Genomic DNA, 21,153 nt, shown 5'->3' on the forward strand with positions numbered 1-21,153 from the left:
TCTCACACGGTGCCGAAGAACTTCCGCCAGGCGGGGATGCGACGGATGAGCAGCTGATCGACGGCCAGGATCACGAGCACCGACAAGCCGAACATCGGCAGGAAGATGCCCAGGGCGACCACGCCGACGAGCAGAGCGATGTTGCCGAAGAGGGGGAGTCGCGCGCGCGGCGCTGCCATGCCGCTCGCGGTGCCGCGGCGACGCCACCACATGATGGGCGCGGAGATGCACATGAAGATCACGGCGAGGCAGAAGAGCGTCGTCAGGATCGTGTTGATGGGGCCGAAGTGCCGCCCTTCGTGGATCGCGATTCCATGGGAGACGACCTGGGCCAGCGGGCTGTAGTCGTCGTAGCCGTACTGTGCGACGACCTCGCCGGAGTACTGATCGACGTGGACCGTCTGCTCGAGGGTGACATCGGACTCCGCGGGGTTGCCCTGCTGGTACCACTGGCTGCTCATCACGCTGAAGACGCCGGCCTCGTCCACGGGATAGATCACGTAGTAGGGGCTCGGTGCACCCTCGGCCTCGGCGGCCGAGATGGCAGCGTCGATCGAGACTCCTGCGCCCTGGCCCGTGCTCTGTCCTGTCGGGCCCATGCCCACTGCCCAGCCTGCGGGCGCGCTGGAGCCGTCCGTCTGCTCGATGAGGTCTTTCATGGTGGACTCCGCCCCCGGGTCGGCTCCCCAGAAGGAAGACCCGCCGGTTGCCGCGACCTCTTCGGACACGCTGCCCCACAGCCCGGTCCAGGGGAGTCCGGAGGTGACGAGCATCAGGATCCCGAGGCCGACAGGGAGGCCGACGAGTGCGTGCGCGCTGCGCAGCCGTGCGCCCTTGACCTTCCTCTGCGCGGCCAGCTTTCGCGGCTTGCGCCCGAGGAAGAAGATCAGGAAGCCGGTGATCGTCAGCACGATGGCCCAGCTGGCGCCGAGCTCCATCAGCCGATCGCCGAAGTCTCCTGCCAACAGGTTGCCGTGAATGCGGATGAACACGTCGGAGATGAGCTGATCGTCGGTCAGCGATCCGGTGACGACTCCCTTGTACGGGTCCACGTAGACGTTCTGAGTGGTGCCGTCGGCAAGCTCGGTGACAAAGACCGTCGAGCGGTCACCGAGGCTGTCGAACAGCGAGACGACCGAACGGTCGGGGAACTCCGCTGCGACCGCCTCCTGCTGGGCGGACAGGGGCAGTCGATCCGCGCCGTCCGGGACGGCGACCGTGATGACGCCCGGGTGCATCGCCGCGTCGATCTGCGCGCGGAATAGGTATGTCATGCCGGTCACGGCGAGCACGAAAAGTACGGGGATGACCAGGAGTGCGCCGTAGAAGTGCCAGCGCCAGAAGGCGCCGAACCAGTTGATCTTCAGGGTACGGGGACCAGGCGCCTTCGCCGGGGTGCCCGTCGACTCGATCTCGGTCGTGGTCATCATCGCGGCCTTTCAATCGGCGGAATCGGATATCTACATAATGTAGTACTAAACTGTCTCCGTGATCGCCGCGCCCTGGAATGTCATCCTCACTCTGCTCTTCGTCGTGACCGCCGTCATCTGCTTCGCGGGTCTCGCCGACAGGTCGAGGAGGGGACGACGCGACGCAGGCCTCACGGACTCCGACCTGATCGACATCACGCATGGCATCATGAGCGTCGCGATGATCGTCATGACCTGGTGGACGGTGTGGGACGCTGTGACGTGGGCGCAGGTCGCCATCTTCGCCATCTTGGCCTTGGCCCTCGTGCCCTCTCTCCGAGGGGCGAAGGGAGCGCAGGTCGTCGATCTCGTCGGGCACATCGTGCTCGACGCCGCGATGATCTGGATGCTCGCCGCCATGCCTCTCCTCATGGCGGGGATGGACATGTCGGAAGATGCCGGCGGGGCTCATGCCGGGCACCACGGAGGCGGCGGAGTCGCGATCGAGTCGACACCCGTATGGGTCGACGTCGTCAATGCGGTGTTCATCGCCTTGTGCGTCGCCGCCACGGTGTGGTGGGTCTGGCGGTCGTTCCGCTCATCGCATCATCGCATCCACTCCCTCTGCCACATCCTGATGGCGGCGGGCATGGGATGGATGCTGATACTGATGAACGGCTGATCGCCGGACTATCGCTCGATCTCGGATATCGTCAGGAGACTTCGTTCAGAATCTTCGATGCCCAGCTGTCGATGCGTGCGCACTGATCAATCCAGGACTGATCGAACGACAGGCCGTGGCCGACGCCAGGAAGGGTCACGAGCTCTGCTCCGATTCCTTCGGCGAGTGATGACACGATGTCCACCGGGGTCAGCTCATCCTTGTCACCCGTGATCACCAGCACCGGAACCGTGATCGCGTCGACGTCGACGGTGGCCGTCCACCTGGTCGCCTCCCACACAGCTGTGGGCGACTCAGCCTGCAACTGCGCGTAGATCGCTTCGTGTTCCGCAGCGGGTGCACCGTCGAAGAAGAGGTGCGCGGCGATGTCGAGCGGCGGCGGGCCCCAGGGCTGGTCGACGTCGATAGGCAGCTCCACGGGGGCTCCGGCGAACCTTTCGGGGACTACCGGCGCCAGCAACACGAGGCCAGCGATCCGCGAAGGATGCGTAGCGGCGTATGCCAGTGAGGCCAACCCTCCCATGCTGTGCCCGATGAGAATGGGCGGCGATGCACATTGGGCGACTGCCACGCCTATCTCTTCGCGGACGTCGAGAATGCTGCGACGGAGCCATTCGGATGCATCGAGTTGTCGTGATCCACCATGGGCGAACCAGTCGAGAGAGATCGACCGCCGCCCGGCGTCCGCGAACCACCGCTGTGTGGAATCCCATTGCCATGAGCCGTGGAGTCCTCCATGGACGAAGATCAGCGGTGTGCGCGAGGACTCTTCCGCCGGGCGGAAGTCGGTCAAAGCGACGCCGTCGATGACGCTGAGGAGGGGACTTTCTTCATGAGCGTTCATGCGATGAACATAGGCCAATCCCACGAGGACGGATGTTACTCGACAGGGGACTTTTCACTTTATATCGCTTCCGCGTCACCCGGTGAGCGAGAATGGAACAGATGTACGACATGTTCGTGCGGCCATCCGGCGCCGCAGGCGAAGAGGGTGTGCGTCTCATGGCGCGTTCGGGCACTGCGATGGCGCGTGAGGCAGTGAGTCTGCTCGGCGTTGAGGATCCGCGAGCACGGGTGCTCGAGATCGGCTTCGGCCCAGGCCTGGGGATCGTCGCTTTGACGGGTCTGCTGCCGGCGGGCGAAGTCATCGGCGTGGACCCGTCGGAGGTGAGCCATCGCCATGCGGAGGCACGCAATGCCGCAGCCATCTCTCGGGGGAATGTCGTGCTGCTGTCCGGTACCGCACAGGCACTCCCTCTGCTCGACGAGCATTGCGATGCCGCGATCTTCGTCGACAACCTGCATTTCTGGCCGGATCCGCTTGAGGGGCTCTCTGAGATCAGGCGAGTGCTACGCCCCGGCGCCCCGGTGGTGTGTGCATTCACGCCACCGTCGGGCGGCCCGCCCTCGGGCCTTCGGCGGCTGTTCGCGACCGCAGGATTCGTCGACATCGAGGAGTCCGTATCGGCCAACGGCTCTCTGTTGCGCGCTGTTCATCCGTCATCGGTCTGAGGGCAGAATGCCCCAATCGGGTGACGTGCAGCCTGCGCCCGCTCACTTAGCGTGAGCCCGACAGGCGGCAATCAGGTTCGCGATTCGGTATCGAAGACGATATCGGGTTTCTGCAGAGGGGACTCTGCGCGTCCCATGCCGCATTCCGCGCACTGGGAAGGAATCATCTACATGAATCGTCGTGCCAGAACTCGTTACACCGCACTTCTACTGACCGCAGGTCTGTTCGGCGGACTCGTCGCCTGCGCGAGCCCGGCGACCGAGCCCGCCGCCGATGGGGATCTCGACTGTTCGACGGCTCCCGAGGCATCCGGGGATCCCGTCAACATCCGGATCGCCACTGGTGCCGCCGCAGAGGAACCGGTATGGCTCATGGGAGAGAAACCTGAGTTGACGCCGCAGCAGGGAAAGTCGTACTCGCTGGAGCTGAAATCGTTCGATGACAGCGAGAAGAAGCTCGTCGGATACCAAGCCGGTGACGTGGACGCTGTCGTCGTGCCGATGCCGGCCCTGATCGTCGGCACGGCCAGAGGGGCGCTGGACCTTGTTCCCCTCTTCACCGTCATGCAGGAGGCCGGAGAGGGGGCGTTCGGTACCAGCTTCGTCGTCAAGGGCGACTCCGATATCAAGAGTGTCGAGGACTTGAAGGGTGCGACGATCGGGATCCTCGACTTCCGGTCGACGCCCGACTTCGTCGCCCGGATGGGACTGAAGCAGGGAGGGTACAGCCCTGAAGATGCGACCTTCGTCACACTGCCGTTCCCGGCCCAGCTGGAGGCGCTGAACTCCGGTGTCGTCGATGTCGCCGCGGTCGCAGAGCCGTTCGCGACGATGGCGACCAGCGGTCCCGACCCGGCCCGCATCCTGTTCAGCTCTCAGGATGTCGTCGGACACCCTTACGACCAGCTGGTCGTCTCTGTCGATCGTGAGTTCGCACAGAAGAACCTCCGTGCCGTCTGTGATCTCCGTGACGACTATGCGGGTGTCGTGGAGTGGTATCAGGGCAATAAAGACGAGGCCAAGACCATCATCGCGGAAGCAGGCTACATCAAATACCCCTTGGACATCTACCTCAAGGCGAAGGACTACGCCCGCCCCGAAGCTGGCGCATTCGACCCGAGCGAGATGGCGGCGCTCATGGATGACATGGAATCCGTCGGCCTGCTCAAGAAGGACGAGCGCGTGGACGTGGATTCGCTGTACGTCACCGGCTTCACCGCGGGCAACTGACTCCCGAGAAGGACCCTGAAGGCGTGTTCCCCGTGCTCCTGGGCGCGGGGAACACGCCTGCGCCCAGGAGGTCGAGAACGCTACGAGACCCGCGGTGAGATACACCCGTTCAGGTGACATCGCATGAGGCGGACGGCGAATAATCTGCGCTCAAGAAGTTCTCTCAGGACAATCAAGGAGCTGCCGTGAAACGTCAAGAAATCGATCCCGAAGGCCTGTACGCGCATCCGTCCTACAAACGGGTGGTCACCGTTGAAGGCAACATGAAGCTCGTCTTCATCGCAGGCCAGACCCCGACCGATGAGAACTATCAATGTGTCGCACCCGGTGACTTCGAAGCCCAGTACGTGCAGGTCATGAAGAACCTGGAGGTCGCGCTCGCCGCGGCCGGAGCACGCTGGGAGGACGTCACCTATCGCCGCATCTACGCGAAAATGGGGGATGGAGCCGACGTGCCCACGTGGGCCAGTCAGCCGTTGCCCGAGTACGGAGACGGCAGCTTCCGTCCGCCGAGCACATTCATCGGCGTGACGCGGCTCGGGCACCCGGACTTCCTCGTCGAGATCGACCTGATGGCTGCTGTGCCGGTGGGCGAGCGGGACGCATGACCGCGGCGGGCCTGCTGTACACCGGTCGAGCGCATATGACGGGCGTCACCGAGGGGCATGTGGAGACCGACGACGGACGGTTGGTCGTCGATGTCTCCGCGCCCGGGAGCCCTGGCACCGGTACGAACCCCGAGCAGCTTCTGGCGGCGGGCTGGTCTGCCTGCTTCGCGCTCTCTTTGAACCTCGTCGCGCAGGGCCGTCGGATCGCCCTCCCCGCGGAGATGTCGGTCGACACCGAGGTCGACCTGCTCAACACGGATCCGCCCTACAAGGGCAAGTTCTTCGTGCGGGCGCGGATCGTCGTGAACCTGCCGGGAATCGACGACGCCACAGCGCGAGAACTCCTGGATGCCGCCCATGCGACGTGCCCGTATGCAGAAGCCACTCGGGGCAATGTGGATGTCGAGATCTCGCTTCGCTAGGAGATGACAGAGTTCGCCAGAAGATGACAGAGTTCGCTAAGACATGACAGAGAGAAGGAGGAGGAGACCGCTGGCGGTCGTCCTCCTCCTTCTCTCTCCTGTTCCGTCAACGCGACGCCAGGTCGAGCAATCCGATCACACCGATGGTGACTCCGGTGACGAGGATCCAGAGGATCCCGCCCAGGAGCAGAGGACGCCATCCTGCGCGTCGAATGGCGCCGACATCGGTGGTGAGACCGATGCCCGCCAGCGCCGCGGCGATCAGGAAGGTCGACACGCCGCTCAGGATGTCGACCACCGAAGTCGAGAACGGAACGAGCGTGTTCAGCACGACCATCAGCACGAAGCCGAACAGGAACCAGGGGATGAGCTTCACGATCTTTCGGGGCCCGATCCGGCTGCCGGGATCGAGGGAGCGCCGGGCTTCCATGATCGCGAGACCCACAGTGATCGGGATGAGGGCGAGTGTGCGCACCAGCTTCACGACGATGGCGTAGCCCAGAGCCGCTGTGCTGAAGATGCTGGCTGCGGCCACGACCGAACTGGTGTCGTTCACCGCGGTGCCCGCGAAGAGCCCGAAAGTCCTGGCGTCGTATCCCAGCGCGTGCCCGACCCAGGGGAAGGTGAGCACCGCGGCGACGTTGAACAGGAAGATGGTCGAGACCGCATATGCGATCTGCGCCGGGTTCGCGCGGATCACCGGGGCGACCGCCGCGATGGCCGAGGCCCCGCAGATGCCGGTGCCCACCCCGAGCAGAATCCGGGTGTCGCGTTCGACACCCAGAGCACGCCCGATCAGCCAGGCGGCGACAAGGCAGACGATCAGTGAACTGAGCAGCACTGGGAGCGACTCGAGGCCGACATCGGCCACCTGTCCGAGCGACATCCGCGCTCCGAGAAGCACGATCGCGATCTGGAGCAACGGCTTCGTCGCCGTGGTGATGCCGGGTGCGTACCGCGAACCCGGCCGGCGCACGAGCGCCCACACCACGCCGATGATGATGGCAGGCAAGGCAGAGCCGATGAGTGGCACGAAGAACCCGGCGACGCTCGCGATGACTGCGATCACCAGACACAGGAGCAGTCCGGGAGTACGCAGGCGAAGCCACGCGGTGGTGCCGGTCATTCGGCATCCGAACCGGTGTCGGAGGAGTGGCCGTGGCCGTGACCGTGGCTGTCGTGACCGTCACCGTGGCTGTCGTGGCTGTCGTGGCCGGCGTGCGAGTCCATGGCGCCACAGGTGCATCCGGCCCCGCTGCTGTGGTCGCACGAGCAGGAGGACTCTCCGGATGCCGACAGCCGGCAGTAGCACGAGGCGGCGATCAGCACATCCGCGTCGGACAATGCGATGTCGCGTTGCGCCGCGATCCCCGCTGCTTCCGCGTCACGCCCCAGCCGCGTCAGACACTCATGCAGACCGTGCAGACTCCACACGTTCTTCGGATGGGTCTTCGCGTGCGGCAGTTTGCCGTCAAGGCCGAGGTCGGAGCGGTAGTTCGCTTCTGCTTCCTCGATCCGACCCTGCTCGAGCAAAAGCGCACCGTACGCATGGCGGACCGGTTGCAGCCATGATCGCGGGTCGGCGTAGAGGAGCGCATCTTCGCGCTCGATGCCGAGCCGGAGCTGGGCGAAGGCTTCTTCGAAGTTGCCTCGGCGATACTCGAGCTCGCCGGCGAGCATCGCCTCTGCCACTTGCAGCACGTCGATCTCGCGGTTCGGCAGAGCCATCCGGCTCGCCGGCACAGCCGCCGCGGCGACACGGAACTCTGCCTGCGAGCGGGCAGCGTCGTCGATGCGTCCCAGCGCTGCGTAGGCGATCCCTTGCGCATACAGCGTCATCGCCGTCGTCACGCAGAACAGCTCTCGATCTTCGGGGAGAGGGAGCGCGATGATCTCCTCCCATCTGCCGAAGCGGATCATCACATGCGGCAGTGCGGATACGTGGCTCTCCACCCAGTCGGCCATCGGTGGAGTGGTCAGTCGCAACAGATCTGCCGGCAGCACCTCGATGATGCGCCTGGCGGCATGCTCGGCATCGGCGGACCTGCCTGCCAGCATCGCGGCATACACCTTCACGTACAGATCGTGTGCACGGTAGAGGTGATAGAAGCGGATTCCGGTCTCGGTTTCGAGGTAGTGGTCGTTGGCTGCGGCGGCGACCGTGCCGGAATCGACCGCGCGCCCGTAGTGGCCCGTGGAGATGTCGATGTGCGTCGCCATGTGGGCCATGTGGCCCGCGTCGCGCATGGAATCGCGGAGACGCTCGGCCGCGGGTGCCGCGATCTCCGGGAAAGGTGCCATCTCCATGGTGTGGATGTACAGATGGTTGATGGCGGGATGCGCGAGGCCTGCGGGGGTGAGGAACGCGCGCTCCAGCACCGTGCGCGCCTCGACCGTTCCATAGCCCACTGGCTCTCCAGACGGCAGATCCCAGAGCTGACGTGGGCTGACACAGATCAGCGAGTCCACGAAGAGCGCCGCGACATCGAGATCGTCCGGGGCAGCGGCGTAGACCTTGCGCATCGCGTCGGCGTACGCCCGGTTGAAGGGAGCGAAGTCGTCGGGGATCGTGGAGGGGTAGCGGGCCGGTAGTGCCTCGATGAGTGCGCGCTCCGACGAGGAGGCGCGGTCGAGCAGCCGGTGAGCCTGCTCGAGCGAGCTCGTGGCGAGCTCGATCGTCTGAGTGGCATCAAGACGATCGAAGAGGCGCCAGGCTTTGTTGTAGTTGGGCCCCGCGGCGTAGGCGACACCCCAATGGGCGATCGCGAGATCGGGGTCATGCGAGATCGCGCGCTGGAAGCACCGGACCCCTTCCTCGAAGTTGAAGGCGTACGACCAGGCGAGCCCACGGTCGAACCATGCCTGCGCATCGACGGATTCGGTCGTCACATCTCGGTGGATGCTTCCGAGGGAGTAGTCGTAGTCGGCAAGCGTGCGCAGGGGGGTCTCAGGCATGGGAACGTCTCATCTCTGATCGGTGTACGAGCGCGGACGCTGCCAGTTCATCGGCAGTGATGACATCGGCATATTTCACGTCCATCTCCGCGAGATGGACGGTGTGGCTGAGGGCGGATCTGTCGAAGCAGCCGTCGGCGACCACGAACGTGGAGTACCCGTGCGAGAACGAGTCGACGACGGTCGCCCGCACGCAGCCGGAGGTGGTGGTTCCCAGGATGATGACCGTGTCGACACGGTTGCGCACGAGGAAGGACACCAGAGGTGTGTCGAAGAACGCACTCGCCTTGGGCTTGCCGATCACCACGGCCCCTGGCGGCGGTGCGATCTCATCGGGAATGTCGGTGGCTCCGGGGAGGTCCATCACGGATCCATGCAGGTTCTCTCCCTTGACGGTTCCGCCGAAGGGCCCGCCACCCTGCAGACCGGTGGTGTACACGATGGGCCATCCGGAGTCCTGTGCCACGCGCACCGTCTGCGCAATGGCTGGCATGGCCTCCCAGGCGCTCGGGCCACAGGCCGTCGGGTACACCGCGGCGGCTTCGGCGAGGGTTTGACCTGCCGCCCCGGTGAAAGAGCGAACCACATCCACGACGATCAGTGCCGGCCGCTCACCGAACTCGCTCCGCATGGACCAGTACCCGCCGTCGTACGCCGGCGACGCCTCGAGCTCGGCGAACCGGTCATGCCACCATCGTGAACCGATCTTGTCTTCCTGCATGTCTTCCTCCTCGCTCGGGCGGTGCGGTGGTCGGCGTCTCGGCCTCAGATGCGTTCCATCATCCGTCGGTAGGCATCCTGGGGGGATGCCAGCCGCGTGTGGATCACCTTCTGCTCCAGGAATGATTGCAGTTCCTCTGCAGACTCCTCGCGACCGAGAGAGCTGTCCTTGTGGCCCCCGAACGGGGTGCCGAAGTAGTGCCGCGACGCATCGTTGATCCACACGTAACCGGCCTCCAACGCCTCGGCGGTCTTGTGTGCGACCGAGAGGTCGTTCGTCCATACGCTCGCGGTGAGACCCAGGTCGAGACCGTTCGCGATCCCCATCATCGTGTCGTAGTCATCCCAGACGAAGACCGACATCACGGGGCCGAATATCTCCTCGCGGGCGATGCGCATACTCGGATCCACGTCGGCGAACAGCGTCGGCTCGAGGAAGTTGCCTGCGGTGGGAAGTCCCTTAGGGCGCTCGCCACCTCGCACCAATGACGCACCCTCGGACACGCCACTGTCGACGAACCCCGATACCCGCTCCCAGTGCGCTGCGCTCACGAGCGGACCGACATCGGTCGTCTCGTCGTAAGCGACGCCCACCCGATAGGAGGCGATCAGTGCCGACACTCGCGAGACGAACTCGTCGTACACCTTCGCGTGCACGAGGATGCGCGAGTTCGAACCGCATGCCTGCCCTTGGCAGATGTTGAAGCTCATTCCGCGGACGGCGCCGGCGGCGGCTTCTTCCACATCGACGTCGGGGAAGACGATCATGGCGTTTTTGCCGCCCAGCTCGAGCGAGACGTGCTTCACCCGCCCCGATTCGGCCGCGCGGCGTTGGATCATGAGACCCGTGCCGATCGAGCCGGTGAACGCCAGTCGCTTGATCGCATCGTGGGTGACGATCGCATCGCCTACCGCGGCGCCACCCGTCACGACATTGACGACCCCAGGAGGGAACGCCTCGTTGAAGATCTCTCCGAGCGCGAGGGTAGACAGCGAGGTCTCCTCCGACGGCTTGATGACGATCGTGTTGCCCGCCATCAGCGAGGGCAGGGGCCGAGTGATGGCGAACATCGCGGGATGGTTGAACGCGGTGATACGGCCGACGACACCGTACGGGCGGTCAGCCGAATAGTGCAGGTTGCCGGGGCTGCCGGGGTATCGCTGTCCGGTGCGTGCCTTCATTAGCGCCGGCCATCCATTGATGTACTCGTGCGTCATCTCGATGTCTGCCCGCATGGCGGTCACGGGGTTCCCGCAATCCAGGGCATCGAGCATCGCGAGACGCTCGGTGTTGTCTCTGATCAGCTGGTCGAAATGCGTGAAACAGTCAGCGCGACCGGAAACGCCCATCGCCTCCCAGTTCTCTCTGGCGCGGTGCGCCGACGCGACGGCACGGTCCACGTCCGCCGCTGTCGCTTCGGGAAAAGTCGTCACGACTCCACCGGATGAGGGGTCGACAGCAGGGCGGCGTCCCTTCGCGATGCTCTCGACGATCTCGCCGTCGATGAGCATTCCGTACTCGTGCGCCTTGAGGCTGTCGACGGTGATGGCAGGTGATGACATGAGTCTTCCTTCGTGGGATTCAGGACGAGCGAATGCGAGGGTCACGCCGTCGGCGCGAAAAGTGTGTCGATTTCGGGACGTGAGCGCAGGATGCCCTGTGAGAACGACGCGTCGCGGAACTCCTCGAGCGCTCGACGGTTGGGTTCCAGCCCGTGCTCCCAATGCCGCCGAGCGGAGAGCAGGTCCTGCCTCTCGATCTCCTGACGTCCCCAGAAGCTGAGGCCCCATCCGGGGTCGTCGTAACGGGTCCACGCCATCTCCTGGGCGAGGGTGAACGCCTCGAGCAGATCACGAGCGAGCGCAGGGTTCTCCTGCAGGATGCGCGTGCGCACCCCGATCACGTGCATGATCGGTGCGTATCCGTTGTCGCGCAGCTGTCGACGCTCGATCTCGATCGAACGCGCTCCGTACAGGCGACGTGCCCCCTCCCGGAAGGCCGGATCCGAAGGGATCTCCGGCGTGAGCAGAGCATCGATCTCGCCGCTGTCCAACGCGTCGTGCAGCGATGCTGCGGCAATGCGTCGGACGGGGCTCTCCAGCCGCACGTTCTCCGGGTGCGAGGATGCCCAGGCCATCTCGCGCCAGTCGACACCCTCCACCGCCTGCATGTCGTGCCGGGCGACCACACCCAACGACATCTGGAATGTGGGGATGCCGATCACGGCGCCACGCAGGTCTTTCCATGACTGGGCGGATGAGTCATGGCGCACCCAGATATTGGACAAGCTGAAGAGGCGTCGCGGGAAGATCGGCAGTGCGGTGACATCGTCATGATTCTCGCGGTAGAGCAGGTAGCTCGAGAGCGAGAGCTCGGCGGCCTGGAACTCACCGTCGCGCAGAAAACGCTCGTGACGGTCGTTCCCGTCGCGGTGCACCGCGAGCTGTCCGACTTCTTTGAACGTCCACGGATGATCACGCACGGCGGCGACGGCGCCCTCGATCAGAGGAAGGTGGCGGTCATAGGGTTCAATGGCGATCTCGATAGTCATGATTCTCCTCAGGGCGCGTAGAGCTCGCCGGCCGACTTGCGGGTCACGAACAGATCGGCGGGCAGCGGGGTTCCGAGGCCGGCAGCGACCGCTTTCTCGAACGTCAATGCGCCGAGCGCGGCGAACTGGATGCCCATACCGACGTTGTTGTCGTACAGGGTGATCTGCTCGTCGGATGTCCGGCCCGGGGCCCGTCCCGAGAGAACATCGGTGAGCTCGACGATGTGATGGAGGTCTTCCACGGACGAGGGGCTGCCGTAGTGCCCCTGGCGATCGGCGATGATCTGCGTCTTCGAATTCACGACGATGAGATCGGATCGCTCGATGCTGGTCTCGTCGATCTCTCGCCGCTGCGCGAATCCGTCTGAGGAGGCGAGACTGACGAGGTGCTGGCCAGGCTGAAGCGAGTGCCCGTCGAACACGGGCTCGGTCGCGTTGGTCGCCGCGATCACGACATGACTCCGCGCGATGAGCTCCTCTACGCTGCCGACGCCGACTGCTTCGATGCCGGTCTCTGACTCGGACGCCGCTGCCGCCCGGTCTCGATTGTCGGCGGATCGCGAGTAGTAGAGGATCGTGGTGAGACCCGGCATAGCGACTCGATGAGTGAGCGCATGGGCGCGGGCTTGTTCGCCTGTGCCGATGATGCCGAGAACCGATGACCCGGATGGTGCCAGTTCGCGCGTCGCCACGGCGCTCGTCGCTGCGACGCGGAGGGGCGAAAGCCCATGGTCGTGGATGATCGCGTACGGATGGGACGTCGCAAGGTCGTAGAGAAGCACCAAGCCGGTGAAGTCGCCGGGGAACTCCTGACGCTCCTCGCGGATACGAGTTCGAGACACGTCGAGACGCACAGCGAGCGTCCCCCGGCCCAAGAACGCGCCGGCCATGTTGTTATGCCAGTAATACTCCGATTCCTCGCCCTCGACCGGCATGTACAGGCGTCGTCGGGGCAGCGTCTGCTGGGAGAGCGCGGCAGGCTCTCGAAGCACGGCGTCGATGACATCGACGCAATCCGCCGCGTCGACCAGGCCGGAGACCTCCGCTGTCGTGAGGACGAGCACTTCTCCTCGTTCGATCGCGGACTCTTTCGCGCTCATCGAGTCATCCATATCTGTGTGTCCTTTCCTACGTCGGCCCCGGTGATCGGACGGCCGACGACGGCATCAAGCCTGTAGCGAGAGGTTCCATCGCTGCGTGCGCCGGTAGAACAGGCGCATCACGATGTTCAGCAGCACGCCGACGACGCCGAGCGCGAATACCACGGCCAATGATCGGGCCGGGAGGAACTGATTGCCGGCATCTCGGGCGAGGAAGCCCGCACCGGAACTACCCAGAAGCAGTTCCGTCGTCACCACGACGATGAGCGCAGTGGGCACCGCGTTGCGCAGGCCGGCGACCAGATACGGCGTGATCGCCCGCATCGCGATCCCTTCTCGCCGTAGATATGAGGCACCGGTGTTGCCCATCAGCCAGCGGTAGCGCTGGGAGAGCGAACCCGCCCCGACCTGCGTGCTGTAGAGGATCGGGAAGAAAGCTTCGATCGACACGAGCAGGATCGTCGCCTCCCCGCCGGCTCCGAAGGCGACGACGAGCAGCGGGTACAGCGCCAGACGCGGAATCGGGTAGACGGCGTTGACGAGGGGCCCTAGACCATCCGCGACATATCGACTGACCACCATGAGTCGGCCGATCAGCAGTCCGGCGACCCCGCCGATCAGAACACCGAGGAGCGCTTTGCCGAGCGTGATGCCGAGAGCGTTCGCCAGAGTGCCGTCGACGATCATGTCTCCGAGATCTACCGCGACCTGGGAGGCCGTGGGGAAGTAGTAGTTTCCCGAGACGGCCGAAACCAGCTGCCAGAGCAAGATACCGACGACGACCGCGATCAAGCCCAACGGATTGAGCAGGGCGCCCCAGGCGAAGAGGTTCTGTCCGAGGCCTGCGGGCGCTCGACGGGAGCGAGCCTGCTGTGTGACGAGTGTGTGCGTGTCGATGTTGCTCATGCGAGTTCCGCTTCTCCCCAAAGAGTCCGGCTGTTTCGTGTCAGCAGCCGGAGCGCGAGATCGATCGCGAGGCCGATGAGGGCGAACATGATGATGCCCGCGTACATCTCGCTGTAGGCGACGGCGATGAATCCGTCTTGGATGATGCGACCGAGGCCGTTCGGACTCTGACCGACCACTTCGGTCGCGAACGTCACGATCAGCGAGATCGCCAATCCCACGCGAAGACCGGCCATCGCCATCGGCGCGGCAGCAGGTACGAGCACGTCGCGGAACGTCGTCCACCGACCGGCACCGAGATTGGAGGCGACCTTGAGGTAGTCGGGGTTGATGCCCTTGACGCCGGCGTTCATGTAGACGTAGACCGGGAAGAACACCGAGATCGCGATCATGGTGATGCGGGCGGTGTCCGTGTATCCCAGCCAGACCACGAGCACGGGCAGAAGGCTGATCTTCGGAAGTGCGTAGAAGAAACCGATGTAGGGCTCGACGGTGTTCTCGACCCGACGCAGCCGGGCGGTGATCGCGCCGATCGGCAGCGCCAGGATCGTGCCGATCAGGAAACCCACACCCGCACGGAACAGTGTGTCCCAGGTGGCCTGCCACATGTTGGCATCGAGCGAGGCGACCCAGGCGCTACCGATCTCGGTGGGGGTGTAAAAATAGGCGGGGAAGGTCCAGATGAGAGACGACGCCTGCCAGAGTCCCAACAGTACGAACAGTACGAACAGTGCGACGATGGGGCTGAGGATCTTCCTGACGGGGAATCTCATGGGGTGCCCACTGTGCTTCCCGCCGCAGCCGATGAGGCGGCGACGACCGGCCCACGGCGTCCGCCCGTCTGGATGCAGGCCCACACTGCTTCGTAAGCGTCGAGAAACTCCTTGCTGCGCATCACATCATGTGTGTGCGGGCGAGCGAGGCCGGGCGCGAGTTCGAGGGCGATCTCTCCTGGCGACCCGCTGAGGGCGACGACGCGGTCACCGAGGAACACGGCTTCTCGGATGTCGTGAGTGACGAAGACGATAGTGGTCCCGGCCACCTGTTGGATGCGCAAAAGCTCCTCCTGCATGAGCTCGCGCGTCTGTGCGTCGAGAGCCCCGAACGGTTCGTCCATCAGCAGCACATCCGGTTCCAGCGAGAGCGTACGCGCGAGTGCTGCGCGCTGCTGCATGCCTCCCGAGAGTTCATTCGGGTAGGCCGTCTCGAAGCCGCTCAGCCCGACCAGATCAAGGAGTTCGCGTGCTCGATCCAGTGCCGCGCGGCGATTCACGCCACCGCAGCGCAGTGCCCAGGCGACGTTTCGCTCGATGTTCCACCACGGGAACAGCGTCGCTCGCTGGAACACCATTCCGATGGTCCGGGAAGGCCCGGTGACCGAACCCCTCGGTGTGCTCACGGTTCCGGTCGTCGCGGTGTCGAAGCCACCCATGATCTGCAGCAGTGTGCTCTTGCCGCATCCACTCGGACCGACGATGGTGAGCAGCTCACCCTTCATCACGTCGAGCGATACGGGCTTCAGTGCTTGTACGTCGACTCCCCCACGATGGAAGGTGCGAGTCACGTCTGTCACTCGGAGTCCCACCGCGGAGTGCGGGTCGTGGATCGAATCTGTGCTGGGTGACATCAGTGTTCCTCACGCTCGTCGATCTTGCGGACGTCTGTGCCTCTGCGGTGAGGCCAGATCTGCCGGCGGTCGTTGCGCGGCAGCGGATCTATTGGGGAAACCCTAGGCAGGGCAGGAGGACCCCTGTGTCACCCAGGCGGGTCAATTCGTCACGGTGCCCGGATGGGATCAGCCGAGAGGTCGAAAGGACCCAGGAGGGTGACGCGCACGAGAGGACGGCGTGCCTAATGTCGCAGTAGGTCGTTCCGGGAAGGCACGATCTCGAGGTCAGGCCGGCACGGCCGAACATGCGAGCAAGGAGGCGCGGCGTGTACAACCTTCACAAATTGCTGTGGGACATTCGCAAGAATCCCGAGATCGCGAAGCGGTTTCTCGACAATCCCTATCCCGTTCTCGATCTTTATGGGCTCGAAGGTGACGCTCGTGAGGCAATGCGCACCTTGGATTTCAAGAAGCTCCACGAGATCGGCGCCAATCCATACCTGATCTATTTCTGCGCCATTCAGTTGCAGGTCGACAGGGCGAGCTATTACGCACAGATTCGTGAGGAGAAGTAATGGGCAAGATCGTCGGGGCGTTCGCCGCCTCACATTCGCCGGGGATCACCGGATGGCCGGAGCGGGCGGAAGAGGCACCGCGCGAAGCCATCCAGAAGGCCTTCCGAGACGCACGCGAAGTGCTCGACAGACTGCGTCCCGATGCGATCGTCGCGGTGTCCGTCGAGCACTTCACGAACTTCAACTTTGGAAATCTCCCCGCTTTCGCCATCACGACCGCCGACTCCTACCTCGGCCCGGCGACGGCCGAGATGGGAGAATTCCTCAATATCGAACCGCACGAGTATCCCGGCAACGGTGCGCTCGGACGGCACATCTACGAGTACGCCATCTCCTCTGAGTTCGATCCGGCACTGGTCGAGGGCGGGATGGTCTTCGACGAGAACTTCACCGTCCCGCTGAAGCACCTCGATCCGGAGTCGAGGTATCCGCTGGTGCCGATCATCGTCAACGGTGTCAATCCGCCGTGGCCGACGGCGAAGCGCTGCTACGAGTTCGGCGAGATGATCCGTGCCGCGGTCGAAGCGCAGACCGAGGTCGAGCGAGTGGTCGTGCTGGCGACGGGAGGTCTCTCCCACTGGGTGGGACTCCCGGAGTCCGGCCAGGTGAACGTTGAGTTCGATCGTGACTTCATCGCCAGGATCGAGAGCGGCGACCCGGAGCAGCTGAAGAGTTACTCGCCGCAGGAGATCGATGCGGCAGGCAACGGCGCACACGAGGTCCGCACCTGGATCGCAGCGGCCGGCGCTCTCGGGGCTCCTCTCTCGGTGCTCGCCTACGAACCAGTGCCCGAATGGCTCACCGGAACGGCCGTCGCCGCCGGCGAGCCGCGCAGCTCCTGAATCCGAACCCAGAACCACACCTTCGATGCCGTGGCACCACGGCATCGCAACCAGAAAGAGAAACCACATGAGCAACCTCCCCAAAGTCACCGGCAAGGACATGCGCGGTGTGATGGCATACCCGCCCACCCCCGCCCTTCCCGGCGCGGAGCGCGTGGACGCGATCGACACGGTGGACCTCGTCGAGACCGAGCGCATGATCAAGGCGCTCATGGCCGATGGCGTCGACGCGATCGCGCTGAACGGAACCCTCGGCGAGATGGCCACCCTCACTCTCGAGGAATGGAAGGCGTTCGCCGCCTGCGCTGTGGAGACCGCCCACTCGGTGAACCCCGACTTCCCCATCTTCGTGGGAGCGACCACGCTGAACACGCGCGACACCATCTCCCGCATGCGGTTCCTCTCGAGCGTCGGAGCAACCGGAACGCTGCTGGGTCGTCCGATGTGGGGCGAGATGGTCGCCCCGATCATGGCTGAGTTCTACCGTGATGTGGCCGAGGCCGTGCCTGAGATGGCGATCGTCGTCTACGACAACACGGCCGCCTTCGGTGGCATCATCCCGCGTTCGGTGTACCGCACGTTGAACGAGCTGCCCCAGGTCGTCGCCGTGAAGTACGCCGGTGGTGCATCGGTCGGCTTCCGCTACCACAACGACATGGCGCACACCGGCACGCGCTTCCCGCTGATGCCGATCGAGACCGACTGGTTCCCCGCGTGGGAGATGTACGGCGAGGAGCTCGTCGGCATGGCCTGGTCCTCGACCACCGCCATGGGCCCCGACCCCGTCCTGCACCTGCGCGACGCGCTGCGTGAAGGACGCACCGAGGATGCCCGCTGGTTGACCGAGCGTCTCCGTTGGGCGCACGAGCCGTTCATCGTCGGTCAGGACTTCTTCGAGTTCGCGAAGTACAACATCCCGCTCGAGAAGATCCGCGTGAACGCGGCCGGCTACATCCACGTCGGCAAGAGCCGCGTGCCCTACACCGAGGAGTCGGTGCCCCAGGTGCACTGGGACACCACTCTGCAGCACGTCGAGCGCTACAAGCAGATCACCGCGGAGATCACAGCCAAGCTGGGGTCCCGCAACGCATGAGAGGGTGACGAATCATGACGAGGGAGTCAGGCGAAGCCATGGATGAGCGAATTCACCAGATCCGTGAAGGGATCGCAGCCGGGCGTTTTCCGGCGCACGTGTTCAACGATCAGGAGATCTTCGATCTCGAGCAGGAGCGGCTCTTCAACAAGGCATGGTGCTTCCTCGCGCATGAGACGGAGATCCCCGAGCCCGGTGACTACGTCACGCGCTACATCGGGAACAACAACCTGATCGTGGCGCGTGACGAGCACGGCGGGGTCCACGCGAGCCTGAACATGTGCCGCCACCGAGGCAACATGATGTGCAAGTCGGAGATGGGAAACGCCTCTCACTTCCGATGCTCGTACCACGGGTGGGTCTACAAGAACTCCGGTGAGCTCATCGGGGTGCCGTACATGGCCGAGGGGTACGGGGGAGCGCTCAAGCGCAAGGACTGGGGCCTTAAGAAGGCCAGGGTCGAGTCCTACGCCGGACTCGTCTTCGGCACGTTCGACGAGGACGCACCGTCCTTGGAGGAGTACCTCGGAGGGTTCCAGTTCTACCTGGATCTGTATCTGAAGCAGGGCCTCGCCGGTAGCGAGGTCCACGGGCCTCCGGACCATTGGATCACGGAGACCGACTGGAAGATCGCGGCGGAGAACTTCTCCGGCGACGGATATCACACCCCGGTCGCGCATCAGTTCGGCTTCAACCTCGGCTATTTCCCGTCGTCGGGAGCGACGCACAGCCAGGGGTGGGCCGCGAGCATCCCGGGGAAGGGGCACGGCATCGGTCTGGGGCATACGCCCGGCATGGTCCCGTTCTCCGGCTTCCCGGACGAACTCGCCGACGAGATGCGCCAGAGCTTCACGCCCGAGCAGATCGAGGTGTTCAGTAACACCCGCACAGCGGTGGGAACGGTGTTCCCCAACCTGTCCTTCCTCATGCAGCCGTTCAGTCTGGTGCCGGGGGAACCCGGTGTGAGGTTCGTCACGATGCGCCTGTACCACCCGATCGGTCCTGGCCGTTCGGAGATGTACTCGTGGTGTCTGGTGCCGAAGGACGCGTCGCAGGAGTACAAGGATGCGGCGTACCAGGCGTACACCCTGGCCTTCGCGCAGGCGGGCACGTTCGAACAGGACGACCTGGAGAACTGGGCGCGCGTCACGCGCATGGCCAAATCGACCATGGCGCGCGACATCGAGTTCCCGTACATGATGGGCATGGATGCGGTTCAAGACCCGGAGTTCCCTGGCCCTGGACACGTCGTGAAGCCCTATGTGAACGATTCGAACTTCCGCAACCTCTGGCTGCGCTGGGCCGACTATCTGACCGGCGAGGTGTGAGGGCCATGGTCATGTTGAGCACGGTCGATCGCCGGGTCCAGGAAGACATCCGTGAGGTCATGTATCGGGAGGCACTCGCACTCGACGAGCGGCGTTTCCGGGACTGGCTGGGGTTCCTGACGGATGACATCACCTACGACGTGCCTCTGCGCGTCGTGCGTGAAGACCTCGCCGAGTGGGAGCTCTCTCCCAACGGCAGGATCTTCCAGGACAACAGACAGACGCTGGAAGTGCGGGTGCGCCGCCTGGAGACGGACTTCGCCTGGGCAGAGCAACCGCCCTCGCGGACCCGCCACTACATCACGAACGTTCTCATCGATGCGACCGAGAACGAGAACGAGTACGAGGTGAACTCGTCGTGCTTCATCTACCGGAGTCGCGGAGACAGCATCGATCCGAACCTCCTGTCGGTGGCGCGGAAGGATCTGATCCGGCGCACGGACGACGGCTATCGGCTCGCTCGTCGTTGGGCGGCGATCGATCAGGCCGTCATCAACGCTCACAATCTGTCGATCTTCATCTGAGGAGGCACACCATGCAATCCACTGACGGAAAGCCCGCCGCCGAGAACCCGGACCCCGGTGAGACCTTCGAGATGCCCCGTGATGGGGGCAACGAGGGTCCGATCGTTGTCGCGAACGAGTTCGCGGATGTCATCGTGCGAAAAGTGATGACGCGAAACGGCGTACGCCTGGAGTTGTGGTCGCCGAGACGTGGCACCTGCATCCGGTTCGACGCGGTGGCTCTCGATGTTCTGAGCTATCAGGAACCGGAGTTCATCACCGACCTGTTGAGCAGGACGCCCGGCGCATGAGCGGATCCCTCGCTCGGCAGCACATTCTGGTGACGGGCGGGGGATCGGGCATCGCCCGGGCCGCTGCCGAGCGTTACCACGCGGAGGGCGCGTGCGTCACGATCCTCGAGCGCTCCGCATCGCACGCGAACGATGTGGTCTCGGGGTCCGGCGGCGCGATCCGATCGATCGTCGGCGATGCGATGGACCCCGAAGTCCTCGCATCGGCGGTCGAGCTCGCCTCGGACTCCGGGGGAGCACTGCACCACCTCACATGTGGGGTGGGGATCTTCGACTTCTATGCGCAGATACATGAGCTCTCGCCCGACGACCTCGTCGCTGCGGCCGGCGAGAGCTGGCGGATGAACGTGCTCAGCGCCCTTTTGGCGGTCAATATCGCGCATTCCTCGCTCGCACGGGGCGCGGGGTCGATCACCCTCACCGTCTCGGAGTCCGCGTTCAATGCCGTCGGTGGCGGGGTGCTCTACGGCAGTTCGAAATGGGCTGTGCGCGGCATGGTGGAGCACCTCGCGGCCGAGCTGGCGCCGCTGCGCGTCAACGGTGTCGCGCCGGGTGGCACCAGCGGCACACGGTTCGGTGGGCTGGTAGCACTCGGGCAGACAGCATCCGCCGATGCCGTGGAGGGGCGGGACCAGCGCATCGCGCGCGCCACGCTGCTGGGTATCACGGCGGATCCCATCGATCATGCCGGTGCATATCGCTTTCTGGCCGACCCGGTAGATGCGCGCGCGGTGACGGGGATGATCATCCGCTCCGACGCCGGCCGTCGAATGTGAATGCCGCGGAGGCGGAAGTT

The 21,153-nt window shown here is 64.6% G+C and carries 23 protein-coding genes; 12 read left to right on the forward strand and 11 right to left on the reverse strand.

The genetic code is table 11. The features are described from left to right. Positions 1–2: 2 nt before the first annotated feature. Positions 3–1,427: a PepSY domain-containing protein gene (locus RQG77_RS04570; protein ID WP_311243639.1), complete on the reverse strand. Its 1,425-nt coding sequence runs from the start codon at positions 1,425–1,427 to the stop codon at positions 3–5. A gap of 61 nt (positions 1,428–1,488) precedes the next feature. Between RQG77_RS04570 and RQG77_RS04575 the strand changes: the two genes are divergently transcribed. Next, the gene (locus RQG77_RS04575) at positions 1,489–2,091 is read left to right on the forward strand and encodes a DUF5134 domain-containing protein (RefSeq protein WP_311243640.1); all 603 of its coding nucleotides are present in this window, start codon (positions 1,489–1,491) and stop codon (positions 2,089–2,091) included. A gap of 31 nt (positions 2,092–2,122) precedes the next feature. Here the strand turns inward: RQG77_RS04575 and RQG77_RS04580 are convergent, their stop codons facing one another. Then, positions 2,123–2,959, reverse strand: a complete 837-nt coding sequence (locus RQG77_RS04580; RefSeq protein ID WP_311243641.1) for an alpha/beta fold hydrolase — start codon at positions 2,957–2,959, stop codon at positions 2,123–2,125. A gap of 155 nt (positions 2,960–3,114) precedes the next feature. On the opposite strand from RQG77_RS04580, the gene RQG77_RS04585 reads away from it, so the two are divergent. The 4 genes from RQG77_RS04585 (at position 3,115) to RQG77_RS04600 (ending at position 5,863) form a co-directional block, all read left to right on the forward strand. Next, complete coding sequence (locus RQG77_RS04585) at positions 3,115–3,603, forward strand: class I SAM-dependent methyltransferase (protein ID WP_311243816.1); 489 nt, start codon at positions 3,115–3,117, stop codon at positions 3,601–3,603. A 171-nt stretch (positions 3,604–3,774) separates the two neighbouring features. Beyond that, positions 3,775–4,833, forward strand: a complete 1,059-nt coding sequence (locus tag RQG77_RS04590; protein ID WP_311243642.1) for an ABC transporter substrate-binding protein — start codon at positions 3,775–3,777, stop codon at positions 4,831–4,833. Positions 4,834–5,018: 185 nt separating this feature from the next. Then, a complete protein-coding gene (locus RQG77_RS04595) occupies positions 5,019–5,441 on the forward strand; it encodes a RidA family protein (RefSeq protein WP_311243643.1) in 423 nt (140 codons plus the stop codon). After that, entirely contained in the window at positions 5,438–5,863 is a 426-nt protein-coding gene (locus tag RQG77_RS04600) for an Ohr family peroxiredoxin (RefSeq protein ID WP_311243644.1), read from the forward strand. The genes RQG77_RS04595 and RQG77_RS04600 overlap by 4 nt, the downstream gene beginning before the upstream one ends. 106 nt (positions 5,864–5,969) lie before the next feature. Here RQG77_RS04600 and RQG77_RS04605 read toward each other — a convergent pair whose 3' ends face one another. The 9 genes from RQG77_RS04605 to RQG77_RS04645 all read right to left on the reverse strand — a co-directional run bounded on the left by RQG77_RS04605 (position 5,970) and on the right by RQG77_RS04645 (position 15,723). Beyond that, entirely contained in the window at positions 5,970–6,989 is a 1,020-nt protein-coding gene (locus RQG77_RS04605) for a putative sulfate exporter family transporter (protein ID WP_311243645.1), read from the reverse strand. Further along, positions 6,986–8,818, reverse strand: a complete 1,833-nt coding sequence (locus RQG77_RS04610; protein ID WP_311243646.1) for a tetratricopeptide repeat protein — start codon at positions 8,816–8,818, stop codon at positions 6,986–6,988. The genes RQG77_RS04605 and RQG77_RS04610 overlap by 4 nt, the downstream gene beginning before the upstream one ends. Further along, on the reverse strand, positions 8,811–9,539 hold the full coding sequence (locus RQG77_RS04615; protein ID WP_311243647.1) for an isochorismatase family protein: 729 nt from the start codon (positions 9,537–9,539) through the stop codon (positions 8,811–8,813). Before RQG77_RS04615 ends, RQG77_RS04610 begins: the two co-directional genes overlap by 8 nt. Positions 9,540–9,583: 44 nt before the next feature. Further along, positions 9,584–11,101, reverse strand: a complete 1,518-nt coding sequence (locus tag RQG77_RS04620) for an aldehyde dehydrogenase family protein (RefSeq protein WP_311243648.1) — start codon at positions 11,099–11,101, stop codon at positions 9,584–9,586. Between the two features lie 41 nt (positions 11,102–11,142). Further along, on the reverse strand, positions 11,143–12,090 hold the full coding sequence (locus tag RQG77_RS04625; RefSeq protein WP_311243649.1) for a hypothetical protein: 948 nt from the start codon (positions 12,088–12,090) through the stop codon (positions 11,143–11,145). A gap of 8 nt (positions 12,091–12,098) precedes the next feature. After that, complete coding sequence (locus RQG77_RS04630) at positions 12,099–13,190, reverse strand: hypothetical protein (RefSeq protein ID WP_311243650.1); 1,092 nt, start codon at positions 13,188–13,190, stop codon at positions 12,099–12,101. A gap of 66 nt (positions 13,191–13,256) precedes the next feature. After that, the gene (locus tag RQG77_RS04635) at positions 13,257–14,096 is read right to left on the reverse strand and encodes an ABC transporter permease subunit (RefSeq protein WP_311243651.1); all 840 of its coding nucleotides are present in this window, start codon (positions 14,094–14,096) and stop codon (positions 13,257–13,259) included. Next, a complete protein-coding gene (locus RQG77_RS04640; protein WP_311243652.1) occupies positions 14,093–14,869 on the reverse strand; it encodes an ABC transporter permease subunit in 777 nt (258 codons plus the stop codon). Before RQG77_RS04640 ends, RQG77_RS04635 begins: the two co-directional genes overlap by 4 nt. Continuing rightward, complete coding sequence (locus tag RQG77_RS04645) at positions 14,866–15,723, reverse strand: ABC transporter ATP-binding protein (protein ID WP_311243653.1); 858 nt, start codon at positions 15,721–15,723, stop codon at positions 14,866–14,868. Before RQG77_RS04645 ends, RQG77_RS04640 begins: the two co-directional genes overlap by 4 nt. 308 nt (positions 15,724–16,031) lie before the next feature. Between RQG77_RS04645 and RQG77_RS04650 the strand changes: the two genes are divergently transcribed. The 7 genes from RQG77_RS04650 to RQG77_RS04680 all read left to right on the forward strand — a co-directional run bounded on the left by RQG77_RS04650 (position 16,032) and on the right by RQG77_RS04680 (position 21,133). Next, positions 16,032–16,280: a hypothetical protein gene (locus RQG77_RS04650; protein WP_311243654.1), complete on the forward strand. Its 249-nt coding sequence runs from the start codon at positions 16,032–16,034 to the stop codon at positions 16,278–16,280. Beyond that, positions 16,280–17,122: a hypothetical protein gene (locus tag RQG77_RS04655; RefSeq protein WP_311243655.1), complete on the forward strand. Its 843-nt coding sequence runs from the start codon at positions 16,280–16,282 to the stop codon at positions 17,120–17,122. The genes RQG77_RS04650 and RQG77_RS04655 overlap by 1 nt, the downstream gene beginning before the upstream one ends. A 67-nt stretch (positions 17,123–17,189) precedes the next feature. Further along, entirely contained in the window at positions 17,190–18,215 is a 1,026-nt protein-coding gene (locus tag RQG77_RS04660; RefSeq protein WP_311243656.1) for a dihydrodipicolinate synthase family protein, read from the forward strand. Between the two features lie 38 nt (positions 18,216–18,253). After that, on the forward strand, positions 18,254–19,543 hold the full coding sequence (locus tag RQG77_RS04665) for an aromatic ring-hydroxylating dioxygenase subunit alpha (protein ID WP_311243657.1): 1,290 nt from the start codon (positions 18,254–18,256) through the stop codon (positions 19,541–19,543). A 5-nt stretch (positions 19,544–19,548) separates the two neighbouring features. Next, positions 19,549–20,067, forward strand: a complete 519-nt coding sequence (locus RQG77_RS04670; RefSeq protein WP_311243658.1) for a 3-phenylpropionate/cinnamic acid dioxygenase subunit beta — start codon at positions 19,549–19,551, stop codon at positions 20,065–20,067. Positions 20,068–20,078: 11 nt separating this feature from the next. Then, on the forward strand, positions 20,079–20,357 hold the full coding sequence (locus tag RQG77_RS04675; protein WP_311243659.1) for a hypothetical protein: 279 nt from the start codon (positions 20,079–20,081) through the stop codon (positions 20,355–20,357). Continuing rightward, positions 20,354–21,133, forward strand: coding sequence for an SDR family NAD(P)-dependent oxidoreductase (locus tag RQG77_RS04680; protein WP_311243660.1), 780 nt, complete (start codon positions 20,354–20,356; stop codon positions 21,131–21,133). The genes RQG77_RS04675 and RQG77_RS04680 overlap by 4 nt, the downstream gene beginning before the upstream one ends. Positions 21,134–21,153 lie beyond the last annotated feature (20 nt).

It is taken from the genome of Microbacterium sp. WCS2018Hpa-23, assembly GCF_031843845.1.
Lineage (GTDB): Bacteria > Actinomycetota > Actinomycetes > Actinomycetales > Microbacteriaceae > Microbacterium.